Genomic DNA, 21771 nt, shown 5'->3' on the forward strand with positions numbered 1-21771 from the left:
GCGCGGGGCGCAACCGCAGGAGATTTCTATGCTCAGAAGCATGACCGGTTTCGGACGCAGCTTCCTTGAAGACGCCGACTGGACGCAGACCTGGGAAGTGCGCAGCGTGAATGGCCGTCACCTCGACATGAAGTGGCGGCTTCCCGTTTTCGTGCGCAATCTTGAGCCGCGCTTTGAAAAGGTGGTGCGCAAGTTCGCCACGCGGGGCCGGGTGGACATCACCCTGGGGCTGCAACTGCGCCGGGGCGACCTGGGCGTGGTGGGCTTCAACCAGACCCAGGCCTCGGCCATGCTGGATACCCTGGCCACCTTCGCCGCCGCGCGCGGCGATGCCTACAGCCCGGACTACAACCGCATGCTCGGCCTGTCCTTCCTGTGGGAGGACGCAGGCGCGGAGCCGGACGAGGAACTGCTGGCCGGGCTGGAAGCGGGCCTTGCCGCCGCGCTTGAAGACTGGAACGAATCGCGCGCCCGCGAGGCCAAGGCGCTGGCCATGGACATGACCTCGCGCATCATCCGCATGGACGAGTGGGTGGCCCGCATCGAGGAGCGCGCCCCGGACATCAAGGAAGAACGCTTCCAGAGTGTGCGCGACCGTTTGTCCGAACTGCTGGAGCGCGCCGGGAGCGAACTGGACGAAGGGCGCTTCCTGCAGGAAATCACCCTGCTGGCCGACAAGCTGGACGTGAGCGAGGAACTGACCCGCCTGCGCGCCCACCTGGACCGGCTGCGCGAACTCATGGACCAGGGCGGCGACGCGGGCAAGCGCCTGGACTTCACGCTTCAGGAATGCTTCCGCGAGATCAATACCTGCGGCAACAAGATTCAGGACGCGCAGATTTCTCGCCTGGTGGTGGACTTCAAGAGCGAACTGGAAAAGTACCGCGAGCAGGTGCAGAACATCGAATAGCCAGCTCGTGCCCGCCCGCTCCCGCCTGTGCCTGTCCGCATGGGGCCGCATGGGGTCGCGTCTGGCCAGCTCTGGCCGGTTCCGGCTCATCGGACCGCATCGGGCAGTTCGCACCGCCGGGACGCCGCGCCGGGCATGATGGCCACGGGGCACGCCGGAACGCCATGCAGCAGAAATCGTCATCGCAAAAACTCATCAACGTGGGCTTCGGCAACTTTGTCGTGGCCTCGCGCGTGGTGGCCATCGTCAACCCGTCGTCGTCGCCCATGCGCCGTCTGCGCGAGGACGCGCGGCAGGAGGGGCGGCTGGTGGACGCCACCCAGGGCCGCAAGACCCGCTCCATCATCATCACCGATTCGAACCACGTCATCCTTTCGGCCATTCAGGCCGAAACCGTGGGCCAACGCTACACGCAGGAGGACGCCGACTGATGGCCCGCCAACGATCCGGCATCGTGCTCGTGCTGTGCGCCCCCTCGGGCACCGGCAAGACCACCCTGACCAAACGCCTGCTCGCGGAATTTTCCCGCTTTGCCTATTCCATTTCCTACACCACCCGCCAGCCGCGCACGGGCGAGGTGAACGGCCGCGACTACCACTTCGTCACGGTGGCCGAATTCACCCGCCTGCGTGACGAAGGCTTTTTCGCCGAATGGGCGGAGGTGCACGGCAACTTCTACGGCACCCCGCTGCAAGCCACCCTGGACATGCTGCGCGACGGGCGCGACGTGATCTTCGACATCGACGTGCAGGGCGCAAGCCAGTTGCGCGGCAGCCTGCGCCAGGGGTGTTACGTGTTCATCCTGCCACCCTCGCGGGCGGAACTGGAGCGCCGCCTGCGCGCGCGCGGCACCGATGACGAACCCACCATCCAGCGCCGCCTGGCCAATGCCGCCAAGGAACTGGACCAGGCCCACTGGTTCAACGCCTGGATCGTCAACGAAGACCTGGAAACCGCCTATGACGAACTGCGGGCCGCGTACATCGCGGCCACGCTGTCGCCCTCGTGCAGCCCTGACCTCGTGGGGGGGCTGATGGACGGGTGGCGGGAAGGACGGTGAGTCGCATGGCCGAACTTGTCATCGCGCTGGACTACCCGACCATGGACGCGGCCCTGGCCACGGCCCGCGCGCTGCGCGGCGCGGCCAATGAGGCGGACGGCGCAGGGGGCCGCCTGTGGATGAAGGTGGGGCTGGAGCTGTTCACCGCCAGCGGGCCCGAGGTGGTGGCCCGACTGAAGGACATGGGCTTTCCCGTGTTCCTGGACCTGAAGTTTCACGACATTCCCAACACGGTGCGCGGGGCGGTGCGTTCCGCCGTGGCCACCGGGGCGGACATGTGCAACATCCACCTGCCCGGCGGCGAGCGCATGTGCCGCGCGGCGGTGGAGGGCCTGGCCGAGGGCGCGGCGGCGCGCGGACACGGGGCGGCCCCGATCCTGCTGGGGGTCACCGTGCTGACCAGCGTGGCCCCGGGCGAGTTGCCCGGCGGGGCCGATCCTTCCGCAGAGGCGGCCCGCCTGGCCGTATGCGGCCGGGAGTGGGGCCTGGGCGGCGTGGTCTGTTCGGGGTACGAAGCTGCGGGCATCAAGCAGCGTTGCGGGCGCGATTTCATCTGCCTGACGCCGGGCATCCGGCCTGCCGCCCCACAGGGGAACGGTTCCGGCGGTGACGACCAGCGCCGGGTGATGACCCCGGCGGAGGCCGTGCGGGCCGGTTCCGACTATCTGGTTGTGGGCCGCCCGGTGACCGGCGTGGCAGGACCAGACGGCCCGGCGGAAGCGGCGCGGCGCATCCTGGCGGAGATGCGCGGGGCCTGATCCCGTTGGTGCAGAACGGCAAACGCTGCATGACGCGGGCGGGGGCGGCGTTGCAGGGCGACACGCGGTCTCAAGACATGGCGGTTGTTGCCGATATGTGAGAAAAGGGGGATAATGACGGTTGGTACGGTCGCGCGCGGCGCGACCGGCCTGACGCGCGCGGCGGGCACCTGTTTCGGATGATAGGGCCGATGCCATACATGCGCCCCCTGCTGGAGGCTTGAGATGACCGACGTGACCCGCGACGACCCGATCCCCACCGCTCCGGCGGCGCATGCCCAGCAAGGCAACCAATTGGGCAGCCAAATCGGCAGCCAATTGGGCAGCCAGCGCGGCAGGGAACGCATCAAGGGCGTGTTCTCGACGCAGGACGTGAAGAAGGTGGGCACCGGCACCACCACCCGTAAGACCATCCAGAAAGGCTTCTGGTACGCCGAAGAGACCGAGAAGGGGGATGTGGAAGTCCAGCCCCTGAACAACAACTATGTTCCCTCGGGTCCCAAGCGGCGCATCACCATGGACGAGCTGCTGGAAAAGTTCGCGCCGGAGCCGGAATTCTACGTCCAGACCGTCTTTCCGCGCATGCGCGAACTGAACAAGACCGTGGCCCGCGCCGACCGCCACCGCCAGAAGGGCGAGACCTTCAGCGCCGAATACGAGTACGGCAACGCCCTGCAGGTGGACGACGAGAACGTGCGCGCCAACTTCGGGCTGGGGTTGACCTATCTTTCGCGCGGCGAGACGGGCAAGGCCGACGACATCTTCGAACGGCTGGTGAAGCTGGAGGCCGCCTTTGACGAGGAGCACAAGCACCTCTTCAACGAATTCGGCATCAACCTGCGCAAGAACCAGATGTTCGACCAGGCCGTATCCTACTACACGCGCGCCCTGGAACTGACCCGCAAGGACGAGAACCTGCACCTGAACATGGCCCGCGCCATGCTGGAGAAGAAGAACTTCACCGGCACGGTGGAGCATGTGCTGAAGGCGCTGGAAATCAATCCTGCCATCGATGCGGGCATCAAGTTCCTGCAATGGATGCAGGCCAAGAAGTTGGTGCCCGCCGAACAGCAGGACACCGTGCGCGAGGTGCTGGCCCGTATCGCCGGGGGCGGCAAGGCCACGGCACAGGCCGACAGGGACGGAGGCGGGGCGTGAGCCCCGCCGGTGGCGCAGGGGGCGGCGTACCCCCCGACCCTGGCCGAACCTTAGGGGCCGCAGGGACTGGCGGAACCGCAGGAACTGGCGGGACTGGCGGAACTGGTGGAACTGGCAGGCTGGACGCGGCCCAGGCGCTGCTGGACGAACTGTTGCGCCGTCCGCCGGAATTGCCCTACGACCTCGGCCTGCTGCGCGAACTGTTCGATTCCACCCGCGACGATTCCAAGGCCCCCCTGTCCGCAGTGGCCGGGGTGGTCAACAAGGCGCAGGGGCTTGCCGCGCGCGTGCTGTCCCTTGCCAATTCCGCCTATTACGGCCTGCAATCGGAGGTAACCTCCGTCCAGCGGGCCGTTGCCGTTCTGGGCATGGCCGAAATCCGCGCGCTGGTGCTGGCGCTGGGCGTTTCGCGCATGATCGACCGTTCGCGCCTGCCCGCCGCGTTCGACCTGCGCGAATACTGGGGGCATCAGCTTTCCGTGGCCGCGGGGTGTCGCCTGCTGGCCCGCCGCCTGCCCGGCTGCGACGCGGAAACCTGCTACACCGCCGGGCTGCTGCACGATCTTGGCAAGCTGCTCATCGCCGCCTATCGTCCGGACGACTGGGCGGCCATCCGTCAGCATGCCGGGGACCGTGCGCTTACGGATTCCGAGGCCGAGGAACTGCTGCTGGGGCTGGACCACGGGGTGGTGGGCGCGCGTCTGCTGTCGTTCTGGGACCTGCCCATGGCCCTGACGGAACCCATCAACTGGCACCACGCACCGCATCTGGCGGGCGAGCATCAACGCGCCGCGCTGGTGGTGTACGTGGCCGATGCCGCGTTGCGCCTGCGCGAGCGGCTGGCGAAGAGGGATGCGAATGCCCTGCCTGGCAGCCTGACGGATGGCTTGCCCGGCGATGTGCTGATTCCACAGGGGCTGCACGACGCGGCCAGTTCGCTGGGGGTTGACGTGACGGCCTTCATGGCGGAAATCGAAACCCTGCTCGAAGGCGAGCGGATAGGACAGTTCGTGTCGCAGCTGGCGTAACACGACTGCGCACATTGTTTTCCAGTGGATGCCGGTATGTACCGCAGGGTGGATTTCGAATTTTCCGATGCCCCCACCCCATTTTGAAAAGTTTGGGAGGGATGGGGGGCGGGGGGAAGGGAACCCTTTCCAAAGGGTTCCCTTCCCCCGGTTCCTTCTTTCATATTTGATTTTTCACCCGGAGCATGCGTGACCCGCAACTGGATATTCCGCCCGGAGCCGGAGGCGGCAACACCGCCATTCACGGCATGGGCAGAGCGGCTGGAAGTATCGGAACTCATCGTGCGATTGCTGTGGCGGCGCGGGGTGGGGGCCGTGGACGACATGGCCCTGTACCTTTCGCCCAACCTGCGGCATCTGGCCCCGCTGGCCGAATGGCCGGGGCTGGAGCAGGCGGCCAGCACCCTGACGGATGGCCTGCTGGCCGGGCTGCCCTTTGCCGTGTGGGGCGACTATGACGTGGACGGGGTGACCTCCACGGCGCTGGTCAAGGGCGTGCTGGCGCAGCATGGCATGGCGGCGGCGCATCACATCCCGGACCGGCGCGAGGAAGGCTACGGCCTGAACGTGGCGTGGGTGGAGCGGCTGGCGGAGCAGGGCGTGCGTCTGTTGCTGACCGTGGACTGCGGCATCTCGGACGTGGAACCGGTGCGCCGGGCGCGCGAACTGGGCATGACGGTGGTGGTGTCCGACCATCACATGCCGCCCGAGGGGCTGCCCGATGCCAACGCCATCTGCAACCCGCGTCTGGCGGAATGCCCGTGCCCGGCCCTGGCCGGGGTGGGGGTTAGCTTTCTGGTCATGGCGGCGGTGAACGCGGCCCTGGCCGAGCGCACCGGCAAGAAGGCCGACATGCGCGACTTTCTCGACCTGGTGGCGCTGGGCACGCTGGCCGACGTGGTGAACCTGCACGGGCAGAACCGCATCCTGGTCAAGAACGGCCTGCTGAAGATAGCGGAGGCCCGGCGCCCCGGCATGGCCGCGCTGAAGACCGTGAGCGGGTACAATCCCACGGCGGCCATCGGCGCGGGGCAGGTGGTGTTCGGCCTTGCGCCTCGCATCAACGCGGCGGGGCGCATGGGCAAGGCGGAATTGGCCCTGCAACTGCTGCTGACCGACGACCACGCCGAGGCGGCCCGGCTGGCCCAGGAACTGGACGCGGAAAACGCCCGCCGCCGGGCCGAGGAAGACCGCATCCTCGACGCCGCGAAAAAGCAGGCCGAAGGGCAGCTGAATCGCATGGGCCTTGTGCTGCACGGCGATGACTGGCACCCCGGGGTCATCGGCATCGTGGCATCGCGCATCGTGGACGAATTCTACCGGCCCACGCTGATCCTGAGCAGCGACGGCCAATCCATGAAGGGGTCGGGCCGTTCGGTGGCGGAATTCGACCTGCACGCCGGGCTGACCCGCTGCGCCGACCTGTTCACCGCGTTCGGGGGGCACCATCAGGCGGCGGGCATGAGCATGCCTGCCAGCCATGTGGATACCCTGCGCGAACGCTTCGACGCCGTGGTGCGGGCGGAACTGGGCGACACCCCCCTGACCCCGCGCCTGAAGCTGGATGGCGAGTTGGGCTTTGCACTGGCAGGCGATTTCACCCTGCTGAAGGAACTGGAAATGCTCCAGCCGTTCGGCACGGGCAACGCCGAGCCGGTGTTCGCCTCTCCGCCGGTGCTGGTGCGCGACCTGCGCCGCTTCGGCCCCACGCGCGACCACGTGGAACTGCAACTGACCGACGAGAGTTGCGGCATCACCCTGCGGGCCAAGGCATGGCGCCAGTCCGGCCAGTTTCCGGACAGTCTGCGCGGCACGCGGGTGCGCCTGGCCTATACCCCGCGCATCGACCGCTACAACGGTGCGGCATCGGTGGATTTGCGCATCAAGGACTGGAAGCGCGAGTAGGCCGCCGAATCCTGTCCTGTCGGGGCATGTGGCTGATTCGGGCATGGGCCGGTCCGGGTACGGGACCGGCCTGGTATGAGGCTGGTCTGGTCAGGGGACTTGTCTGGCATGGGCCGGGGCTGGGCCCTGTCCCGTGCCCGCAGTCTTGCAGCCGTCGTCCCTCGGACGTTGCCCCTCGGACGTTGCCCCTCGGACGTTGCCCTTGACTCCGCGCACGGCTATCCTAGCACCCGAGGTGCGGCGGATTGTGCGCCGCCGCAGTTTGCCGGAGCCACGCATGAAAGAAACGCAGCACCCGCAGGATGGCGGCACGGCCCCATCCGACGCAGACAGTGCCGGAAATGGCGCCCTCGGCCCGCGCCGTAACGGTCGTTCCGCGCCGGAACGCCTGTGGCGGGCCGTGCGGCTGCACCGGCTGCGGCTGGTGCGCCTGCCGTCCACACCGCATCGCATCGCGCTGGGCGTGGGCCTTGGCATGCTCATCGGGTCCATTCCGCTGATTCCCTCGCAGATGCTGCTGGCGGGCGTGGTGGCCTGGCTGCTGCGGGCCAGCCCCACGGCGGCGGTCATCGCCACGCTGTATTCCAACCCCGTGACCTTCGGCCCACTGTACGCCATTTTTTTCGCCATCGGCTCGTTTCTGCTGCCGAACATGCATGTGGCGCTGCCCGACGATCTCGCCAACCTCACCTCGCTGCTGGCCATGGGCTGGGACGTGTATCTGGTGCTGTGCGCTGGCGGGGTGGTGTTTGGCGCGGTGGCCGGGGTGGCGGCCTACGTGGCAACGCATCGCATGGTGGCGGCGTACCAGCAGCGTCGGGTGCGCTGGCGCACCGGGGCCAGAAACGCACCGCCGGTGCAGCCGGGCTGCGCACCGTCCGAAGAGGGTGACGGGTGCGAACAGAATGGCGCCGCCAATGGCGGCGCGGTGGCGGACGATCGTGACGACGGGCACGGGGGGGATGGGGGGCACGGCGTGCAGCGATAGCCCCGCGGCGTGCGGTCAGGGGGCGTGCGGCCAGGCGGAACGCTGGCGCTGGTGATGGCTGGCGTGAGACAGGCGAGCCCCTGCCGGTACAGGCGAGCCCCTATCGGTACTGGCGGGCCCCAGACGAGTCCCTGACGGGTCACAGACTGGCCCGTGTCTGGCCCCAGTCTGGTCCGCGTCTGTTTTGGTCGAGTGAAAACGGGCTGACGGCTCAGGAATCGAGGCGGTACGCGGCGCGTGCCGCCTCTTGCAGTTCCGGCGGCAGCAGATGCAGCCACGGCGGCGGGCATGCCGCGCGAAAGCCCGGCAGTTCGATGCGGGCGTGGTGCAGGAACAGCGTGGCGGGGGCGGGGGGGCGTGCACTGTGCGGCGCGCCCTGCGGCATGGTGGTGCCGGTGCCGTCCGGGGTGCCGTAGCGCGCATCGCCCACGATGGGGTGCCCCAGCGAGGCCAGGTGGGCGCGGATCTGGTGGCGCGCACCCTTGCGGATGACGCAGCGTACCAGTGTAAAGGGCGTGCCGGGGGGGCTGGCGGGGGCGGGTGCATGCGTGGTGCGGGCAGTCGCAGGTGCGGAACCTTGCCCGGCATCGCCCGCGAGGGTGGGCGTGCAGGGCGCGGCATCCGGAATGTCCGTTGTCTGCATGACGCCCAGCGGCGTGACCATGGTATGGCGCAACGCATCGGGGGTGTCCTGCGGCAGGACGCGGGTGGTGGCGCGGTTGGCCGTGTCCAGCCCCCGGCGCACTGTCATGGGCTGGGCCAGCACGCCGTGCACCAGTGCGAGGTAGGTTTTGGTCACCTGGCCGGAATTCTCGGCTGCGTGGAAGCGGTGGGCGGCCTGCGGGGCACGCGCGGCCAGCAGGATGCCGGAGGTGGGGCCGTCCAGCCGATTGAGCAGGCGCGGAAAGCCCGTGGTGTCGTCCGCAACCGGCAATGGCCGGGAAGCATCGGGGGCGGCAGGGTCAGTCGGGGCAGCGGGATCGGCCAAGTCCGTGAGGTCGGACAAGTCAGCGGGATCGGCCAAGTCAGCGGGAGCGTCCAGGTCCGTGAGATCGGCGCGATCGGCCAACGCAACCATGTCTGGCTGCCCGAGCAGGATGGGCAGCAGCGCTTCCACGTTGGGGGCGGCGCTGCCCGCTATGGCGGCGGAATGCAGCCCGCCGGGCTTGTACAGGGCCACCAGCCCGTCGGCCTCCGCCAGCACGTGGGGCGCATTGGCGACATTTCCGGCGGCATCGCCGGTGGATGCGGCCCCGCTCCGCAGGGTGTCCTGTGTGGCCTTTGGCCCGGCCTGCGGTCCGGCAGGCAGCGCAGCCGCCTGCATGGTGGCGCGCATCGCGTCCAGCGGGCGCAAGGCGACCCGTTGTCCCGTCCGCACCCGCGTGCCCGGCTGGGCAGGGCGTCCGTCCAGCAGCACGGCATGGGTCAGCCACAGGCGGCGGCGGGCGCGCAGGCCCGCGCCGGGCGGGAGAAGGGGGGGATGTGCGTCGTCAGGCGACCGGTCCGACTGGTCCGACCGGTTCGACCGGTCCGATTGGTTCGACCGGTCCGATTGGTCCAGCAGGGGCAGCAGCCGGGCCAGGGCGGCATCAAGCCGGGCGCCGTCGTCTTCCGGCGCGATGCATGCCGTCCCGGTGTGCGCCTCAGCGTTCACCGGACGGGGCCGCCAGCGCCCGTTCCGCCGTGGACATGGCCCCCACGCGCAGCGGCACGGCCACCCGGAAAATGGCGCCGTTGCCGGGTTCGCTTTCCACCCATACCCGACCGCCATGCGCGGTGACGATGCGCTTGACGATGGTCAGCCCAAGGCCGGTGCTGGCCTCGCCCGCCGTGGGCCGGGCGCTGAGCTTTTCGAACGAGTGGAACATGCGTTCGCGTTCTTCGGGCAGGATGCCGGGGCCTTCGTCCGCCACCTCGAACACCGCTTCCGTGCCCTCCACGCGCACCGCCACGCTGATGCGCGTCTGGGGCGGGGTGAACTTCACCGCGTTGCTCAGCAGGTTGTCGAACACCTGTGCCATGCGGCGCGGGTCGAACATGCACTGGGCGTGCGTGAACTGTTTGTCGATGCGGATATTCTTGGCGCCCGCCGCCAAAGAGGCAAAGGACAGCCGCTCCGCCGCCAGCACGGCCAGGTCGCCGGGTGCCAGCACCAGGTCCAGCCGACCGCTTTCGATGACGGTGACGTCCAGCAGATCGTTGACCAGTTGAAGCATCTCGTTGCTGGCCTGGTGCATGGTGCCCAGCACGCTGCGCTGGTCGTCGGTCAGCGGCCCCAGCACCCCGTCCAGCAGCAGGCGGCTGAAGCCCCGGATGCCGTTGATGGGGTTGCGCAGGTCGTGCGCGGCCATGCCCAGGAAGCGGTTCTTGACGTCGTTCAGTTCCACCAGGGTGCGGGCGCGCTCCACCGTTTCCACGTTCTGGAGCACGCGGCAGTACAGTTCCTCGCGCAGGAAGGGCTTGGTGATGAAGTCGTCGGCGCCGTTCTTGATGAACTCCACGGTAAGCGGGCGTTCGGCGTGGACGGAAACACCCATGATCGACAGCGCTTCGCGCGGGTAGCGTTCGCGGATGCGGCGGGTCAGCTCCAGCCCGTCCATGTCGGGCATCATGAAATCGGTGATCACCAGCATCACGTCCGGGTTGCGCTCCAGCACGCGCAGGGCCGTGGGGCCGCCCGAGGCCTCGTACACCTGGAACATGTAGCGGCGCAGTTCTTCCTTCATGAAGGTGCGCATGGAGGGCGAATCGTCCACCACCAGGATCTTGGCCGTGCGGTTGCGGTGCAGCCGGTCCACGGCGCGCACCACGTTGTCGACGGCGTACTCGTCCTTGATGATGTAGTCGATGACATCCTTGGAAAGGATGTAGCGGCGCGTGGTGTCGTCCAGACGAGAGGTGAACACCAGCGACGGCACCTTGCGGGTGCGTGCATGGTCCACCACTTCGCCGTCGGGGGCGTCGGGCAGGGTAAGGTCGAGGATGGCGAGAAACAGGTTGGGACCCTGCTCGTCCATGATGCGAACGGCCTCGGCGCACGTGCCCGCCGTGACCACGGAAAAACCGAGGCGTTCGGCGATGCGGGTGCGCAGTTCGTCCGCGCTGGCGCGGCTGTCCTCGACGATGAGGATGAGCGGATGCGTCATGATGCTCCGTGCAGGCGTGCAGGCTCGCCGTTCCCGTTGAAGGGAACGGCAGTGGCAGGGTGCGCCATTTCACACGGATTTGCAAGCACCCGCGGAGTGCCCGTACGGCAGTGCCCGTACGGCAGGGCGGGACGGCGTGTCCGGCAGGTCAATACAGGTCGGGGGCAGACCGGGGCCAGATCGACCGCAGCTCGGGGACAGGCCGATGGAAGGCCGTACGGCAGGGAACGCAGCGTGCCGGGTTGCCGCGCGCGCTGGAGCACGGGCCTGTCCGCATGCGGAACCGCACCCTTTCGCGGGGGGCTGTGAGGCGCGGGGCAACTGCGCCGCCGGGCCCGGACCGGACAGGAAGCCAGCGTGAACGGCACGGGCGGCCACGCATGAGCGCGTGATCCGCCCGCACGCTCAGGACTGTTTGCCGCCAACCGTCTCCATCTGGCGCGGGGTGAGCTGATAGCCCATTTCCTGGGCCATGTACTCCAGCGCGGCCACGTCGCGGGTCACCCGCATGATTTCCAGCAGGGTATCCGCACCCAGCTTGGCGCTGTGATCGTGGGGGTTCAGTTCACGCATCATGGTGGGATAGGGCTTGCCGATCTGCTGGGCAACCCACTTGGACCGCCGCGCGCCAAGCACGGCGTTTTGAATGATACTGGTCACGCTTCTGCGCATGGGGGCTTCCTCCTGCCTGCGGTGGTGGAAACCGGCGCACCATTGGCGGTGCGCGGAGGGCACTGGACCATGTTAACGCAGAAATCATGAAGCCATGGGGTTGTAAACCTGATGATACGGTATTTTGGGCGTTGAGCGTGACCGTATTTTCATGGTAGTGTCCCTCCGAATCGATGTAGGGTTGCGCTCCTTCCGGTAGGGGTTGCGCGATTGTTTGGCGGCAAGGCCACTGCACGGCGCGGTTGTGGGCCGCGTTGGCCGGAGCTGCCGGAGTCGGGGGAATCCCCTGAGCACGGGCGCGGGCGGAGTACCCGGCGCCGGTTGCAACCGGTTGCGGTCAGTTGCGGCCAGTTGCAGGCAGGCCCCGCCGCAGGGGCGACGAGGTAGCTTGGCTGTGATGGGCAGGCGGTAGGGCGGCAGGGCGGCAGAATGGGCAGGCTCTGGGCAGGCACGGGTGGCGCGATGCGGGGGATGCCCGCCGGGCCACCGGGGCAGGGAGTGAGAAGACAGCATGGAAAGCGGGCGCAACGTGTTCATTGCCGCGCATCAGCCGTTGATGCGCGAAGGGCTGAAGGTGCTGCTGCGCGGGCTGGAAGGGGTGCGCGTGTGCGGCGAGGCGTCGGACGGGCGTGCCGCGCTGGAGGGGTGCGAACGGTTGGGCGCGGACCTGGCCGTCATTGAATGCGGGCTGCCCCTGTTGGACGGGGTGTGCGTGATGCGGCTGCTCAAGCGTCGCCATCCGTCCCGGCGGGTGCTGGCCATTGGCGGGGACGACCCGGCCATGCTGCGCCCCGCGCTGGAGGCGGGGGCCGACGGCTATCTGCTGCCGGAAGCCAGCGCCGAAGAGGTCCGGATGGCGGTGCGGGCGTTGCTGGCGGGCGGGGGCTGGCTGTCGCCGTGGGCCGCGCGCGAGGTGCTGCGCGACAGGCGTAGCGCCGCCGAGGCGGAACCGGCGGAGCGAGAGCGCGATGCCCTTGCCCTGCTGACCCCGCGCGAGCGCGAGGTGCTGCACTTGGTGGCCGAAGGGTATCGCAACCGCGAAATCGCCGGGCTGCTGGTGGTCAGCGACAGGACCGTGGAAAAACACCGCGCCAACCTGTTCCGCAAGCTTTCGCTGCATTCCCAGGCCGATGCCAGGGCATGGGCCGAGGAACGCGGCTTTGCCCTGCGGCCAAGGCCGCGTGGCGAGCGGTCGGGGTTTGGCTGAGCCGGGCGTGGCGCCCGCTTTTTCGTGTCCGGCACGCAAGGGCCGGGGCGCGTGGTTATTCCTTGCGCACGGGGCCCACGATGCCACCGGTCAGCCGTACAAGGTCGCCAGGCGTCAGGGGGAACACCGCGTGCGGAGTGCCTGCCGCCGCCCAGATGTCGGGCAGGTCCAGCAGGTCCGCATCGATCAGGCAGCCCACCGGAGTGGCGTGGGCCACCGGGGGCACGCCGCCGATGGCGTAGCCGGTGGCCTGGCGGACGAAGTCGACGTCGGCGCGGCCCAGCGGTTCGCCCGCCAGCACGGCAGCCCGTTTTTCGTCCACCCGGTTGGCTCCGCTGGCGACGATGAGCCAGCCGCGCCCACTCTGCTTGCCCCTGAAAATCAGCGACTTGACGATCTGGGCCACGGTGCAGCCCACGGCATCCGCCGCTTCCTGGGCGGTGCGGGTGGAGTCGGGCAGTTCACGCACCACGAAGCGCGGGGTGCTGTAGTCGCCGCCAGCCTCGCGCACGGCCTGGTCCAGCCAGTCCTGCACGCGGCGTGCGCTGGGGGAAAGGGATGCATCGACCATGGGGCCCTCCTCGAAAGATGTTTCCCGGTGGGGGGATAGCCCATGGAGGCAGGCAGGGCAAGTCCGGGAATTCCGGGCTTGCCCTGTTCATTTCCGGTCGTGGGGCAGGCAAATATGCGCGACGAGGGGCAGGACCGGTAGCGCGGAGCGCGCCTGCGGCCAGCCCCGGCTGCGGTTCAGTCCTTGCCGCCCCCGTGCATCATGCGGATGTCCATGATGTCCTTGGCCGGGTAGACTCCGCTGGGGCAGGCCCGGCTGCACGCCATGTGGCGGCGGCAGTGGCGCTCGCCGTGCGGCCCCTTGCCGATGTGCAGCAGTTCCTCGCGCCGTTCGGGGTGGCGGGCCAGTTCGCGGTTCAGCGCGGCCAGCGGTGCGGGCCCGATGAACATGGCGTCGGCAGGCGCGGATTCGTCCGAGTCCTGCGCAGATTGGCGGGCGGCCTGCCGGGTGGGTTGGTGGGCGGAGTGTTGCGAGCCCTGGGCCGTGGCGGGGGGCATGTCGTCGGTGCCGTTGCTGACCGGGCAGGCCGACATGCAGGCCCCGCATTCGATACAGTTCTCCAGCCGGGTGTAGCGCGCCACCCCGTGCGGCACACCGGTGGAGGCCTTTTCCACCGGGCGCACGTAGCCCCAGTCCGGTTCGATGTGGGCGAACATGGGGCGCATGTCCACCATCAGGTCGCCCAGCACGGGCAGCGAACGCAAGGGTTCCAGGGTCACCACGTCGGTGCCCAGGGCCAGCATGCGGGTGATGCAGGCCAGCCGCTCGCGCCCGTTGATGCGCATGGCGCAGGTGCCGCAGCTGGAATGGTGGCACGAATGGCGGTAGACCAGCGTGGGGTCCGTCTCCACGCGGATGCGGTCCAGCACGTCGAGCACGGAATCTTCTGGCCGTACCGACAGCCGGTAGTCATCGAAGCGGGCGTTGGCCCCGCCGGGGCCGCTGCGCAGTACCCGCACCGTGAGCGTGCGCGCCTGTTGCGGCGAAGAAGCGGCCACGGGGGCGGGTGGGGAGCCTGATTCGGGCGTGGCGGCGGATGCGCCGGGCGCGGTCTTTTCGGCATCGCTCATGGGGTCAGCTCCTGTAGAAGGCCCGCGCGGGCAGCAGGGGCGTTTCGCGCGTGCGGCACGGCGCATCGCGCCCGGTGAGCCGGCTGATGATGTCGGCGGTCTTTTCGGCCATGGCGCGCAGGGTCATGCCCTTGCCGCCGATGATGGACAGCAGGCCGGACACGTTGTCGCGCGTGCCGTGGTCGTAGCAGTCGAAGGTGCGGCTGATTTCCTGCGGACGGGCGGCGTCGGCATTGCCGATGAGCGGACGCGCGGCGGACCAGGCCGAACGGATGGGCGCATCGGCGCAGGCGGGCACCATTTCCGAGCACAGGCGCACCATGCGCTGCACGTGCTCCGGCGGAATGTCCAGATGGTCGGGGTCGTCGGTGAGCCACATGGAGGTGCCCAGCACCGAAAGGCGGCGCTGCGGCACGATGATGTCGCCTTCGCTGGCCTTGCGCATGCGGTTGATGACCATGTTGGTCACCCGGCCCTCTATGGCCACCAGCACCCCCGGCCCCGGCTGGATGGGCACGTGCACCCCCGCCAGCGCCGCCACCTTGCCCGCCCAGGCACCGGCGGCGTTGACCACCATGTCGGCGGGGGCGGACCATTCGCGGCCCCGCGCGCCGTGGGCGTCTTCCGTCAGGGTGCGCAGGCGCAGCCCGCGCACCGCGCCGCCCTGCACGTCGATGCCGACGACCTCGGTGAAATTGTGGACTGTGGCTCCGCCCGCCCGCGCCGTGGCCAGAAAGGGCAGGGCCAGCCGCCACGCGTCGAATGTTGCGTCCGGCACCTGCATGGCCGCCAGCACCGTGTCGGTCAGGCCGGGTTCAAGCCTGCGGGCCTGCTCGGGCGTGTAGTCGCGCGTGGGGATGCCCGTGGCGGCGCAGGCGTCCTTCAGCCGCTGGCGGTAGGCCATGTCCTCGTCGTCCAGGGCCACGAACAGCCCTTCGTTCTGCTCCATGGCCTGCGGCACCAGACGGCGCAGGATCATGTTTTCCTCGATGCATTCGCGCGCGGCCTCGGGGTCGTGCACCGCGTAGCGGGCCCCGCTGTGCAGCAGTCCGTGATGACGGCCCGTGGACCCGCTGAAGAATTCGCCCCGCTCGTAGATGGCCACGGAAAAGCCGCGCAGAATCAGGTCGTGTGCGAGGGCCGCGGCCGTGCCGCCCCCGCCGATGATGGCGATGTGTTCCATGCGTGCTCCACTGTGGGTATGCTGCCGTGCCGGTTGCGCCGGTGCCTTCCGATTGCGCCGAAAAGGGGCGGAAGCCGGAAGGGCGTCTGGCTGTGCGGCATGCGCGCGGTGCAGGCTGCCCCGCCCGTGCGCCGATGCCGCCCTTGAACGCCGGACCATGCTCATCCCTAGCACGGATACGGGGCAATGGTACAGTGCGCGGTCATGATTGGCGAAACAATCTGGCGATCGAGCGGGAAAAGAGCGAAAATCCGGCCCGGAGGCGATGCGCGCTGGCAGGGGCGCACTGGCGCTTTACAAGCGGGGACGGGCGGGGTAGCCAGAGTGCTTCCCACGCGACGGTTCGGCGGCGGCGCGGTGGTGCCGGGGGGCACCGCCGACCAAGGTGCCGATACGGGGCCTGGCTTGCATTGCCTGCCCGGAAAACCCGGCCTGTCCGGAAACTCCGGTAAATCCGGCAACTCCGGTAAATCCGGCAAGTCCGGCAGGTATGCGGCCCGCGTCCCGTCCGTCGTCCGCATTTGCGCAACCGGTTGCCCGTCTTTCGCAAGGAGCCGCCATGCATAGCAAAGAAACCGCCCTCGTGGTCCTGTCCGGTGGGCAGGATTCCGCAACATGCCTGGGCTGGGCGCTGGAACGCTTTGGCCGGGTGTCCACCATCGGCTTTCATTATGGTCAGCGCCACACCGTGGAAATGGACTGCCGCCTGCGCCTGATGGACGAGGTGCGCCGCCTGTCCGCGGGCTGGAACGAGCGCCTGGCCGACGACACCACCGTGGAACTGGCCCTGTTCCGCGAACTGGGCAGCACCGCGCTGACCCACGACGTGGCCATAGAGATGGGCCGCAACGGGCTGCCCACCACCTTCGTGCCGGGGCGCAACCTGGTGTTCCTGACGGCGGCGGCGGCCCATGCCTACCGGCAGGGCATCCGGCACATCATCATCGGCGTGTGCGAGACCGACTATTCCGGCTACCCCGATTGCCGCGACGACACCATCAAGGCCATGCAGGTGGCCCTTAACCTGGGCATGGAGACGCGCTTCGTGCTGCACACCCCGCTGATGTGGCTGACCAAGGGCGCCACGTGGGAACTGGCCCGACAGGTGGGCGGCGACGCCTTTGTCGAGGTGGTGCTGGAGCATACCCACACCTGCTACAAGGGCGTGCGCGCCACCCGGCACCCGTGGGGCTACGGCTGCGGCGACTGCCCGGCCTGCGACCTGCGCCGCCATGGCTGGGCCGACTACCTGCGCAGTTGTTCCGGCGGCGGGTGCTGATGGGCTACCGGGTCAAGGAAATCTTTCACTCGCTGCAAGGCGAGGGCGTGCACGCCGGGCGCGCCGCCGTGTTTTGCCGCTTTTCCGGCTGCAACCTGTGGACCGGGCGCGAGCAGGACCGGCCCGATGCCGCGTGCCGCTTCTGTGATACCGATTTCACGGGCACCGACGGCCCCGGCGGGGGCGTGTTCGAAGATGCGCAGGCGCTGGCCGCCGCCATCCTTGCCGCCTTTCCGTACCCACTGCCCCCACTTGATGGGGGCGGCTGGCGGCCCTATGTGGTGTTCACCGGCGGCGAACCCGCACTGCAACTGAGGCCGGAACTGCTGGACGCCCTGCACGCGCACGGCTGTCTGTGCGGGGTGGAGACCAACGGCACCCTGCCCCTGCCCGCCGGACTGGATTGGGTGACCGTAAGCCCCAAGGCGGGCACCCGCCTTGCCGTGACGCGGGGCGACGAATTGAAGCTGGTCTGGCCGCAGGACGGGGTGGACCCCGCCGATTTCGCGGGGCTGGACTTCGGGCATTTCATCCTGCAGCCGTGCGACGACGCGGCACGCGGGGCAGGCGCACAAGCCGGTGCGGACCACATTGCCGCCTGCGTGCGCCACTGTCTGGAACATCCGCGCTGGCGGCTTGGGTTGCAGACGCACAAGTATCTGGGCATTCGCTAGACGCCCGCCCCCATGGCATGAACGCCCCGGCCCCCCGTGCGGTCTGGACATGATCCGTATATGAGCCGGGCATGAGCTGGGCATGAGCTGGGCATGAGCCCGGCATGAGCCGGACCTCTGCGCCGGGCAACATCACCTCGACACCACGCCGTGCACGCACGGCTGACACACAGGCAGGACGGATGGACATCTTCGTTACGCTTACCTTCGATGCGGCGCACCGGCTGCCGTGCGTGCCGCAGGGGCACAAGTGCGGCAACCTGCACGGCCACACCTTTACCGTGGAAGTGCACGCGCGCGGCCCCGTGGGCGGCGACACCGGCTGGGTGATGGATTTCGGCGACTTGAAAAGGCTGGCGAAGCCGGTCATAGACCGGCTGGACCACGCCTACCTTAACGACATCCCCGGGCTGGAGAACCCCACCAGCGAATGCATCGCCCGCTGGCTGTGGCGCGAACTGAAGCCCGGCCTGCCGCAGCTGTGCCGCCTGGTGGTGCGCGAAAGCCCCACTTCCGGCGCGGTGTACGAGGGGGACGCCGGGGCCGCGTAGCCTTCGGGAATCAGGAACCGTCACCGCCACTAGGCATATGGACGCAGAAAGGGGCACCCTGTGGGGTGCCCCTTTCTGCGTGTGGCGCCTTGCGAAAGTTGGCGGGCATCAGCCCTGCTTGTCGGCCACCTCGCGCGGGGCGGCCTTTTTGCCGGGGGCGGGCGTCTTGTCCGCCGTGGATTTGGTAGACGAAGACTTTTTCCTGGAGGCCTTGGGGGCGGGTTCCTGGTCGTCCGCCTTGGCCACGGCCTTGCGCTCGGATTGCTTCGCCTGGGCCGTGGCTTTGGCCTTGGTTGCCTTGGGCGCGGCAGACGCCGCAGCCTTGGCGGCCTTGGGGGCGGTCTTTTGCGCCGTCTTGGCGGAGGTGGCCTTTTCCGCGGTGGCGGCAGCCTTCTTCTTTTTTGACTTCTTCTGCGCGGGGGCAGCCTTGGCGTCTTCCGAGGCCTTGGCAGCAGCCACGGAGGTCTTGCGCGCCTTGGTGGCCTTGGAGGTCTTGCGCAACTCGGCGTAAGCCTCGCTGTTGGTCTTGTGCAGGTTCAGGGCGTAGTCGGCGGGCCTCATGTCCGCCAGCAGCGTGGAGACGCTCTTGCCGCCACCAGCCACGGAGCGGAAGCCCGCCTCCACCAGCCGGTTCACTTCCTGGGCGCGGGCCTGGGTGGTTTCCGCGCCCAGCACCACGGCCAGCAGCCGGGTCTTGCCGCGCTTCACCGTGGAGATGAGGTTGTAGCCGGAGGCGAACACCCAACCCGTCTTGAGGCCGTCTGCCCCTTCGCAGTTGCCGAGCAGGGGGTTCTTGTTGGTGGTGATGACCTTGTTGTGCTTGATGTACCGGGTGGAATGGTAGCGCAGGGCTTCCGGGTACTGGGCAAGGTAGGCGCGGGAAAGGGCAAGCATGTCGCGCGCGGTGGTGTGCTGCCCGGCGGCGGGCAGGCCGTGCGGGTTGCGGAACACGCTGTTCTTCATGCCCAGCGCCCGGGCCTTGGCGTTCATCATCTGGACGAAGTTGTCCACGTTGCCGCCGATGTGTTCGGCGGTGGCGACGCTGGCGTCGTTCCCCGAGGAAACGGCCATGCCTTCCAGAAGATCGTCCAGGGTCAGGGTTTCGCCCTGTTTCAGGAACATGCGCGAACCACCCGTGGAGAAGGCGCGGCGGCTGACCTTGACCGTGTCCTTCAACGATGCCTTGCCCGCGCGCACCTGGTCCAGCGCCACGTACATGGACAGTACCTTGGTGAGCGATGCGGGGGGAATGGGCTCGTCGGCGTTCTGTTCGTAAATGATGCGGCCAGTGCTCATGTCCAGCAGCATGGCGGAGCGCACGTCGAGCGTTTCGTGGCTGGAGGCTTGCGCCACAGGCGCTGCGAGTAGCATGGCAACCGCCAGCGCCAGAAGGGCAATGCCGGACAGGCGAGCCGGGCCAAGCCAGTGAGCCGGGCCAGACAGGCGCTTCGAATCAGGCAGGCCGGTTTGGGCGGTCGGTGCGGTGGCGTGGGCGGCATGGGCCGCCGGGCGGTGTGCTGCGTGGTGCGGGCATTGGGCCGTATGGCCGGGAACGGTGCTGTGCATGCGCATGCGCTGTCTCGCCTTTCCGAGCCGGCCGCTCCGGGCCGGGAAATCGGTGTGTCAGGCCGCGCGCCGTCCCCTGCTTGGAATGGCTGCACTCCTGTGTACCCCGCAAGCATTACTGTAGAGGCAGGGGCATGACAAGCATTCTCTGCTGGTTGCGCAGAAAATTGCACGTGTTTTCAGGAGCGGGAATGGTCAGGCAGGCTCCATGGAGATGAAAAGGCATTTGAAGCCGTGTCGGAGCGTGAACGCGGCGCCCTTGCGATCTGATGTTGCACGCCAAAAGGGGGGAATTGCATGTCTGTATTGCCGGGCGCGAGCTGGCCGAAATTTCGGCATGTTGAATATTTTCTAGAGTTTGCCTTGTGTTGGGCGATCTCCGGCAGCCCGCTCTGGTGCTAGGTTTCCGGGCAGGCCAAAGATTTGCCCTTCGGTTGACCCCATGACGCGATCCATCTGCCGCGAAGCAGTCGCAGTGCTGGGCGATGCATGTCTGCCCAGCCGTCTTGCAGTATGAACCGCCGCCTTTCACACCTGGGTGGTGGGGGAGGGCAGAGCAGGCGGCGTCTGCCAACAGCAGGGGGGGCGCCCGGGCATATGTATGCAGAGCATGAACTCTCCATGGTGGAGGTATGTGCTGTAGTCGTATTTGTCGGGCAATTTGGCGTTTTCAAGAAAATGATTTTATATCAATCTGATAGGTTCAGAGTGGCGGGATCGGTTGATTGTGCAAGTAAATGGTTGCTTGCGTGTATATCGCGCGAGATGGCCAGGTTATCGCGCAATCATGCAAGATTGAGCAGTCAATCCGCGCAAGGTTGCGCGAAGCGGATGTTTCCGGGCGGGAGTTTGTGATAAAAATATTTATTCATGTATTCAGTATGTTGGAGGTGTGCTCGTGTGCCTCTGCCGCCGCCGTGGTCACGCAATGGCACGGGCTGTGCTTTGTGGCTGGGCAAGGACGACGAGTCAGACCGCCGAGTCGGTTCGGATAGCTGTCTAAACGGAAAGCGTGAACGCGGAGCGCAAACCTCCAACGGAGAGGACCGTCATGAACATCACCTTCGAAATCATCGGACAGAGTTGTGACCTCGCACTGCACCCCGTTTCGCCGCAGACGGCCGAAGCCATCCGCTCCAAGGGGCGCGAAATATACGCCGAAAAGTACATGAACTGGTGGCGCAAGGGGAACACCCGCACCTTCGGCATGCGCCTTGGGCCCGACAGTCTTGTCCGCCTGTTCGTTGACGGTCGTCAGGCCGAACTGGACGAGAACCTGCTGTTCCGCGACGTAACCACCATCCGCCGCCGCATGTATCTGAACAGCAAGGCCAAGTATCTCGCCGTGCTGGGCTATGACGACGAGTGGTGCGCCTTCAAGTGGATATGGCACGACGTGAAGAATTTCGACCCCGCCAAGTTCAGCTTCCAGGTGCTGAATTGGGACCGCGTGATGAAGACGCAGGGGTACAACGTGGTGGACAACGTGTTCTACGACGGCCACCTGGCAGATGACGATTCGTGGTGCAACCCCAGCGGGTTCACCCTCATCGATCCGATGATCATCGACCTTGCGGACGTGCGCCGCGAGGTGGAGGCCGAACAGGCCGGTAACGGAAAGAAGGCGGCATAGCCGCTCGCATACAAGTACTTCCGGTTGGGGTTCCCGCCCGACCGATCGCCAGACCCGCACTCGTAGTAGCCCTACCCCTCCCTGCCCGAGAGCGGAGGCCCCCACACCCTCCGCTCTCCCCCTCCCCCAGGGCCCGCCGTCCGTAAGCGGCGGGCCCCGCCTTTTCTTTTTTCGGCCAGCACGGGTACGAGCGTGCTGTGCGTATCTGCCATGCCGAGAGTGAAAAAAAGATGTGATCGCTCACATTATTTTTTTGAAAATGAAAAAAATCACAATTGGAGTGAAAAGTGCCTGCTAAGTTACGGAGTTTTGTGGAAAATGGATTGTGCGACCAATGTGTGCTGGTTGCGGCAGGTTGCTCGGCACGGCGTTGGGGTATTTAAAAATTACTTTATATTTTAGCATGCTGCAT

The 21771-nt window shown here is 67.5% G+C and carries 20 protein-coding genes; 13 read left to right on the forward strand and 7 right to left on the reverse strand.

The annotated features are described in order from the left end of the window. Positions 1 to 28 precede the first annotated feature (28 nt). The 8 genes from K6142_RS11515 (at position 29) to K6142_RS11550 (ending at position 7807) form a co-directional block, all read left to right on the forward strand. Positions 29 to 910, forward strand: a complete 882-nt coding sequence (locus tag K6142_RS11515; protein ID WP_190245184.1) for a YicC/YloC family endoribonuclease — start codon at positions 29 to 31, stop codon at positions 908 to 910. A gap of 164 nt (positions 911 to 1074) precedes the next feature. Further along, a complete protein-coding gene (locus tag K6142_RS11520) occupies positions 1075 to 1341 on the forward strand; it encodes a DUF370 domain-containing protein (RefSeq protein ID WP_012612282.1) in 267 nt (88 codons plus the stop codon). After that, a complete protein-coding gene (gmk, locus tag K6142_RS11525) occupies positions 1341 to 1970 on the forward strand; it encodes a guanylate kinase (protein WP_190245185.1) in 630 nt (209 codons plus the stop codon). The genes K6142_RS11520 and gmk overlap by 1 nt, the downstream gene beginning before the upstream one ends. Before the next feature lie 5 nt (positions 1971 to 1975). Beyond that, positions 1976 to 2728, forward strand: a complete 753-nt coding sequence (pyrF, locus tag K6142_RS11530; RefSeq protein WP_223380854.1) for an orotidine-5'-phosphate decarboxylase — start codon at positions 1976 to 1978, stop codon at positions 2726 to 2728. A gap of 225 nt (positions 2729 to 2953) precedes the next feature. Further along, a complete protein-coding gene (locus K6142_RS11535) occupies positions 2954 to 3886 on the forward strand; it encodes a tetratricopeptide repeat protein (RefSeq protein WP_190245297.1) in 933 nt (310 codons plus the stop codon). After that, complete coding sequence (locus tag K6142_RS11540; RefSeq protein WP_190245298.1) at positions 3883 to 4914, forward strand: HDOD domain-containing protein; 1032 nt, start codon at positions 3883 to 3885, stop codon at positions 4912 to 4914. Before K6142_RS11535 ends, K6142_RS11540 begins: the two co-directional genes overlap by 4 nt. A 189-nt stretch (positions 4915 to 5103) precedes the next feature. After that, complete coding sequence (gene recJ, locus K6142_RS11545) at positions 5104 to 6819, forward strand: single-stranded-DNA-specific exonuclease RecJ (RefSeq protein ID WP_190245299.1); 1716 nt, start codon at positions 5104 to 5106, stop codon at positions 6817 to 6819. A 277-nt stretch (positions 6820 to 7096) separates the two neighbouring features. Continuing rightward, positions 7097 to 7807 carry a DUF2062 domain-containing protein gene (locus K6142_RS11550; protein WP_190245300.1) on the forward strand — a complete coding sequence of 237 codons (711 nt, stop codon included), beginning with the start codon at positions 7097 to 7099 and terminating at the stop codon, positions 7805 to 7807. A gap of 211 nt (positions 7808 to 8018) precedes the next feature. On the opposite strand, the gene K6142_RS16670 is transcribed toward K6142_RS11550, so the two are convergent. From K6142_RS16670 to K6142_RS11565, 3 genes are all read right to left on the reverse strand, one after another. Next, entirely contained in the window at positions 8019 to 9461 is a 1443-nt protein-coding gene (locus K6142_RS16670) for a pseudouridine synthase family protein (protein ID WP_190245301.1), read from the reverse strand. Then, the gene (locus tag K6142_RS11560) at positions 9451 to 10953 is read right to left on the reverse strand and encodes a response regulator (protein ID WP_190245302.1); all 1503 of its coding nucleotides are present in this window, start codon (positions 10951 to 10953) and stop codon (positions 9451 to 9453) included. Before K6142_RS11560 ends, K6142_RS16670 begins: the two co-directional genes overlap by 11 nt. A 405-nt stretch (positions 10954 to 11358) precedes the next feature. Beyond that, positions 11359 to 11625, reverse strand: a complete 267-nt coding sequence (locus K6142_RS11565; RefSeq protein WP_012612273.1) for a phage regulatory CII family protein — start codon at positions 11623 to 11625, stop codon at positions 11359 to 11361. Between the two features lie 511 nt (positions 11626 to 12136). On the opposite strand from K6142_RS11565, the gene K6142_RS11570 reads away from it, so the two are divergent. Continuing rightward, positions 12137 to 12832, forward strand: a complete 696-nt coding sequence (locus K6142_RS11570) for a LuxR C-terminal-related transcriptional regulator (protein ID WP_190245303.1) — start codon at positions 12137 to 12139, stop codon at positions 12830 to 12832. 55 nt (positions 12833 to 12887) lie between these two features. Here the strand turns inward: K6142_RS11570 and K6142_RS11575 are convergent, their stop codons facing one another. The 3 genes from K6142_RS11575 to K6142_RS11585 all read right to left on the reverse strand — a co-directional run bounded on the left by K6142_RS11575 (position 12888) and on the right by K6142_RS11585 (position 15656). Then, positions 12888 to 13403, reverse strand: a complete 516-nt coding sequence (locus K6142_RS11575; RefSeq protein WP_190245304.1) for a YbaK/EbsC family protein — start codon at positions 13401 to 13403, stop codon at positions 12888 to 12890. A gap of 176 nt (positions 13404 to 13579) precedes the next feature. After that, the gene (locus K6142_RS11580; RefSeq protein ID WP_190245305.1) at positions 13580 to 14473 is read right to left on the reverse strand and encodes a succinate dehydrogenase/fumarate reductase iron-sulfur subunit; all 894 of its coding nucleotides are present in this window, start codon (positions 14471 to 14473) and stop codon (positions 13580 to 13582) included. 4 nt (positions 14474 to 14477) lie between these two features. Beyond that, positions 14478 to 15656 carry an FAD-dependent oxidoreductase gene (locus K6142_RS11585; RefSeq protein WP_190245306.1) on the reverse strand — a complete coding sequence of 393 codons (1179 nt, stop codon included), beginning with the start codon at positions 15654 to 15656 and terminating at the stop codon, positions 14478 to 14480. Between the two features lie 559 nt (positions 15657 to 16215). Here K6142_RS11585 and queC point away from each other — a divergent pair. The 3 genes from queC to queD all read left to right on the forward strand — a co-directional run bounded on the left by queC (position 16216) and on the right by queD (position 18160). Beyond that, positions 16216 to 16935 (forward strand): 7-cyano-7-deazaguanine synthase QueC, encoded by a 720-nt coding sequence (gene queC, locus K6142_RS11590; protein ID WP_190245307.1) that lies wholly within the window; start codon positions 16216 to 16218, stop codon positions 16933 to 16935. Next, positions 16935 to 17609: a 7-carboxy-7-deazaguanine synthase gene (gene queE / locus K6142_RS11595; protein ID WP_190245308.1), complete on the forward strand. Its 675-nt coding sequence runs from the start codon at positions 16935 to 16937 to the stop codon at positions 17607 to 17609. The genes queC and queE overlap by 1 nt, the downstream gene beginning before the upstream one ends. A 182-nt stretch (positions 17610 to 17791) precedes the next feature. Further along, a complete protein-coding gene (gene queD, locus K6142_RS11600; protein WP_190245309.1) occupies positions 17792 to 18160 on the forward strand; it encodes a 6-carboxytetrahydropterin synthase QueD in 369 nt (122 codons plus the stop codon). A gap of 108 nt (positions 18161 to 18268) precedes the next feature. Here queD and K6142_RS11605 read toward each other — a convergent pair whose 3' ends face one another. After that, complete coding sequence (locus tag K6142_RS11605; protein ID WP_190245310.1) at positions 18269 to 19732, reverse strand: D-alanyl-D-alanine carboxypeptidase family protein; 1464 nt, start codon at positions 19730 to 19732, stop codon at positions 18269 to 18271. A gap of 1045 nt (positions 19733 to 20777) precedes the next feature. On the opposite strand from K6142_RS11605, the gene K6142_RS11610 reads away from it, so the two are divergent. Beyond that, the gene (locus K6142_RS11610) at positions 20778 to 21359 is read left to right on the forward strand and encodes a hypothetical protein (protein WP_012612264.1); all 582 of its coding nucleotides are present in this window, start codon (positions 20778 to 20780) and stop codon (positions 21357 to 21359) included. Positions 21360 to 21771 lie beyond the last annotated feature (412 nt).

The organism is Nitratidesulfovibrio sp. SRB-5 (assembly GCF_019931275.1).
Taxonomy (GTDB): domain Bacteria; phylum Desulfobacterota; class Desulfovibrionia; order Desulfovibrionales; family Desulfovibrionaceae; genus Cupidesulfovibrio.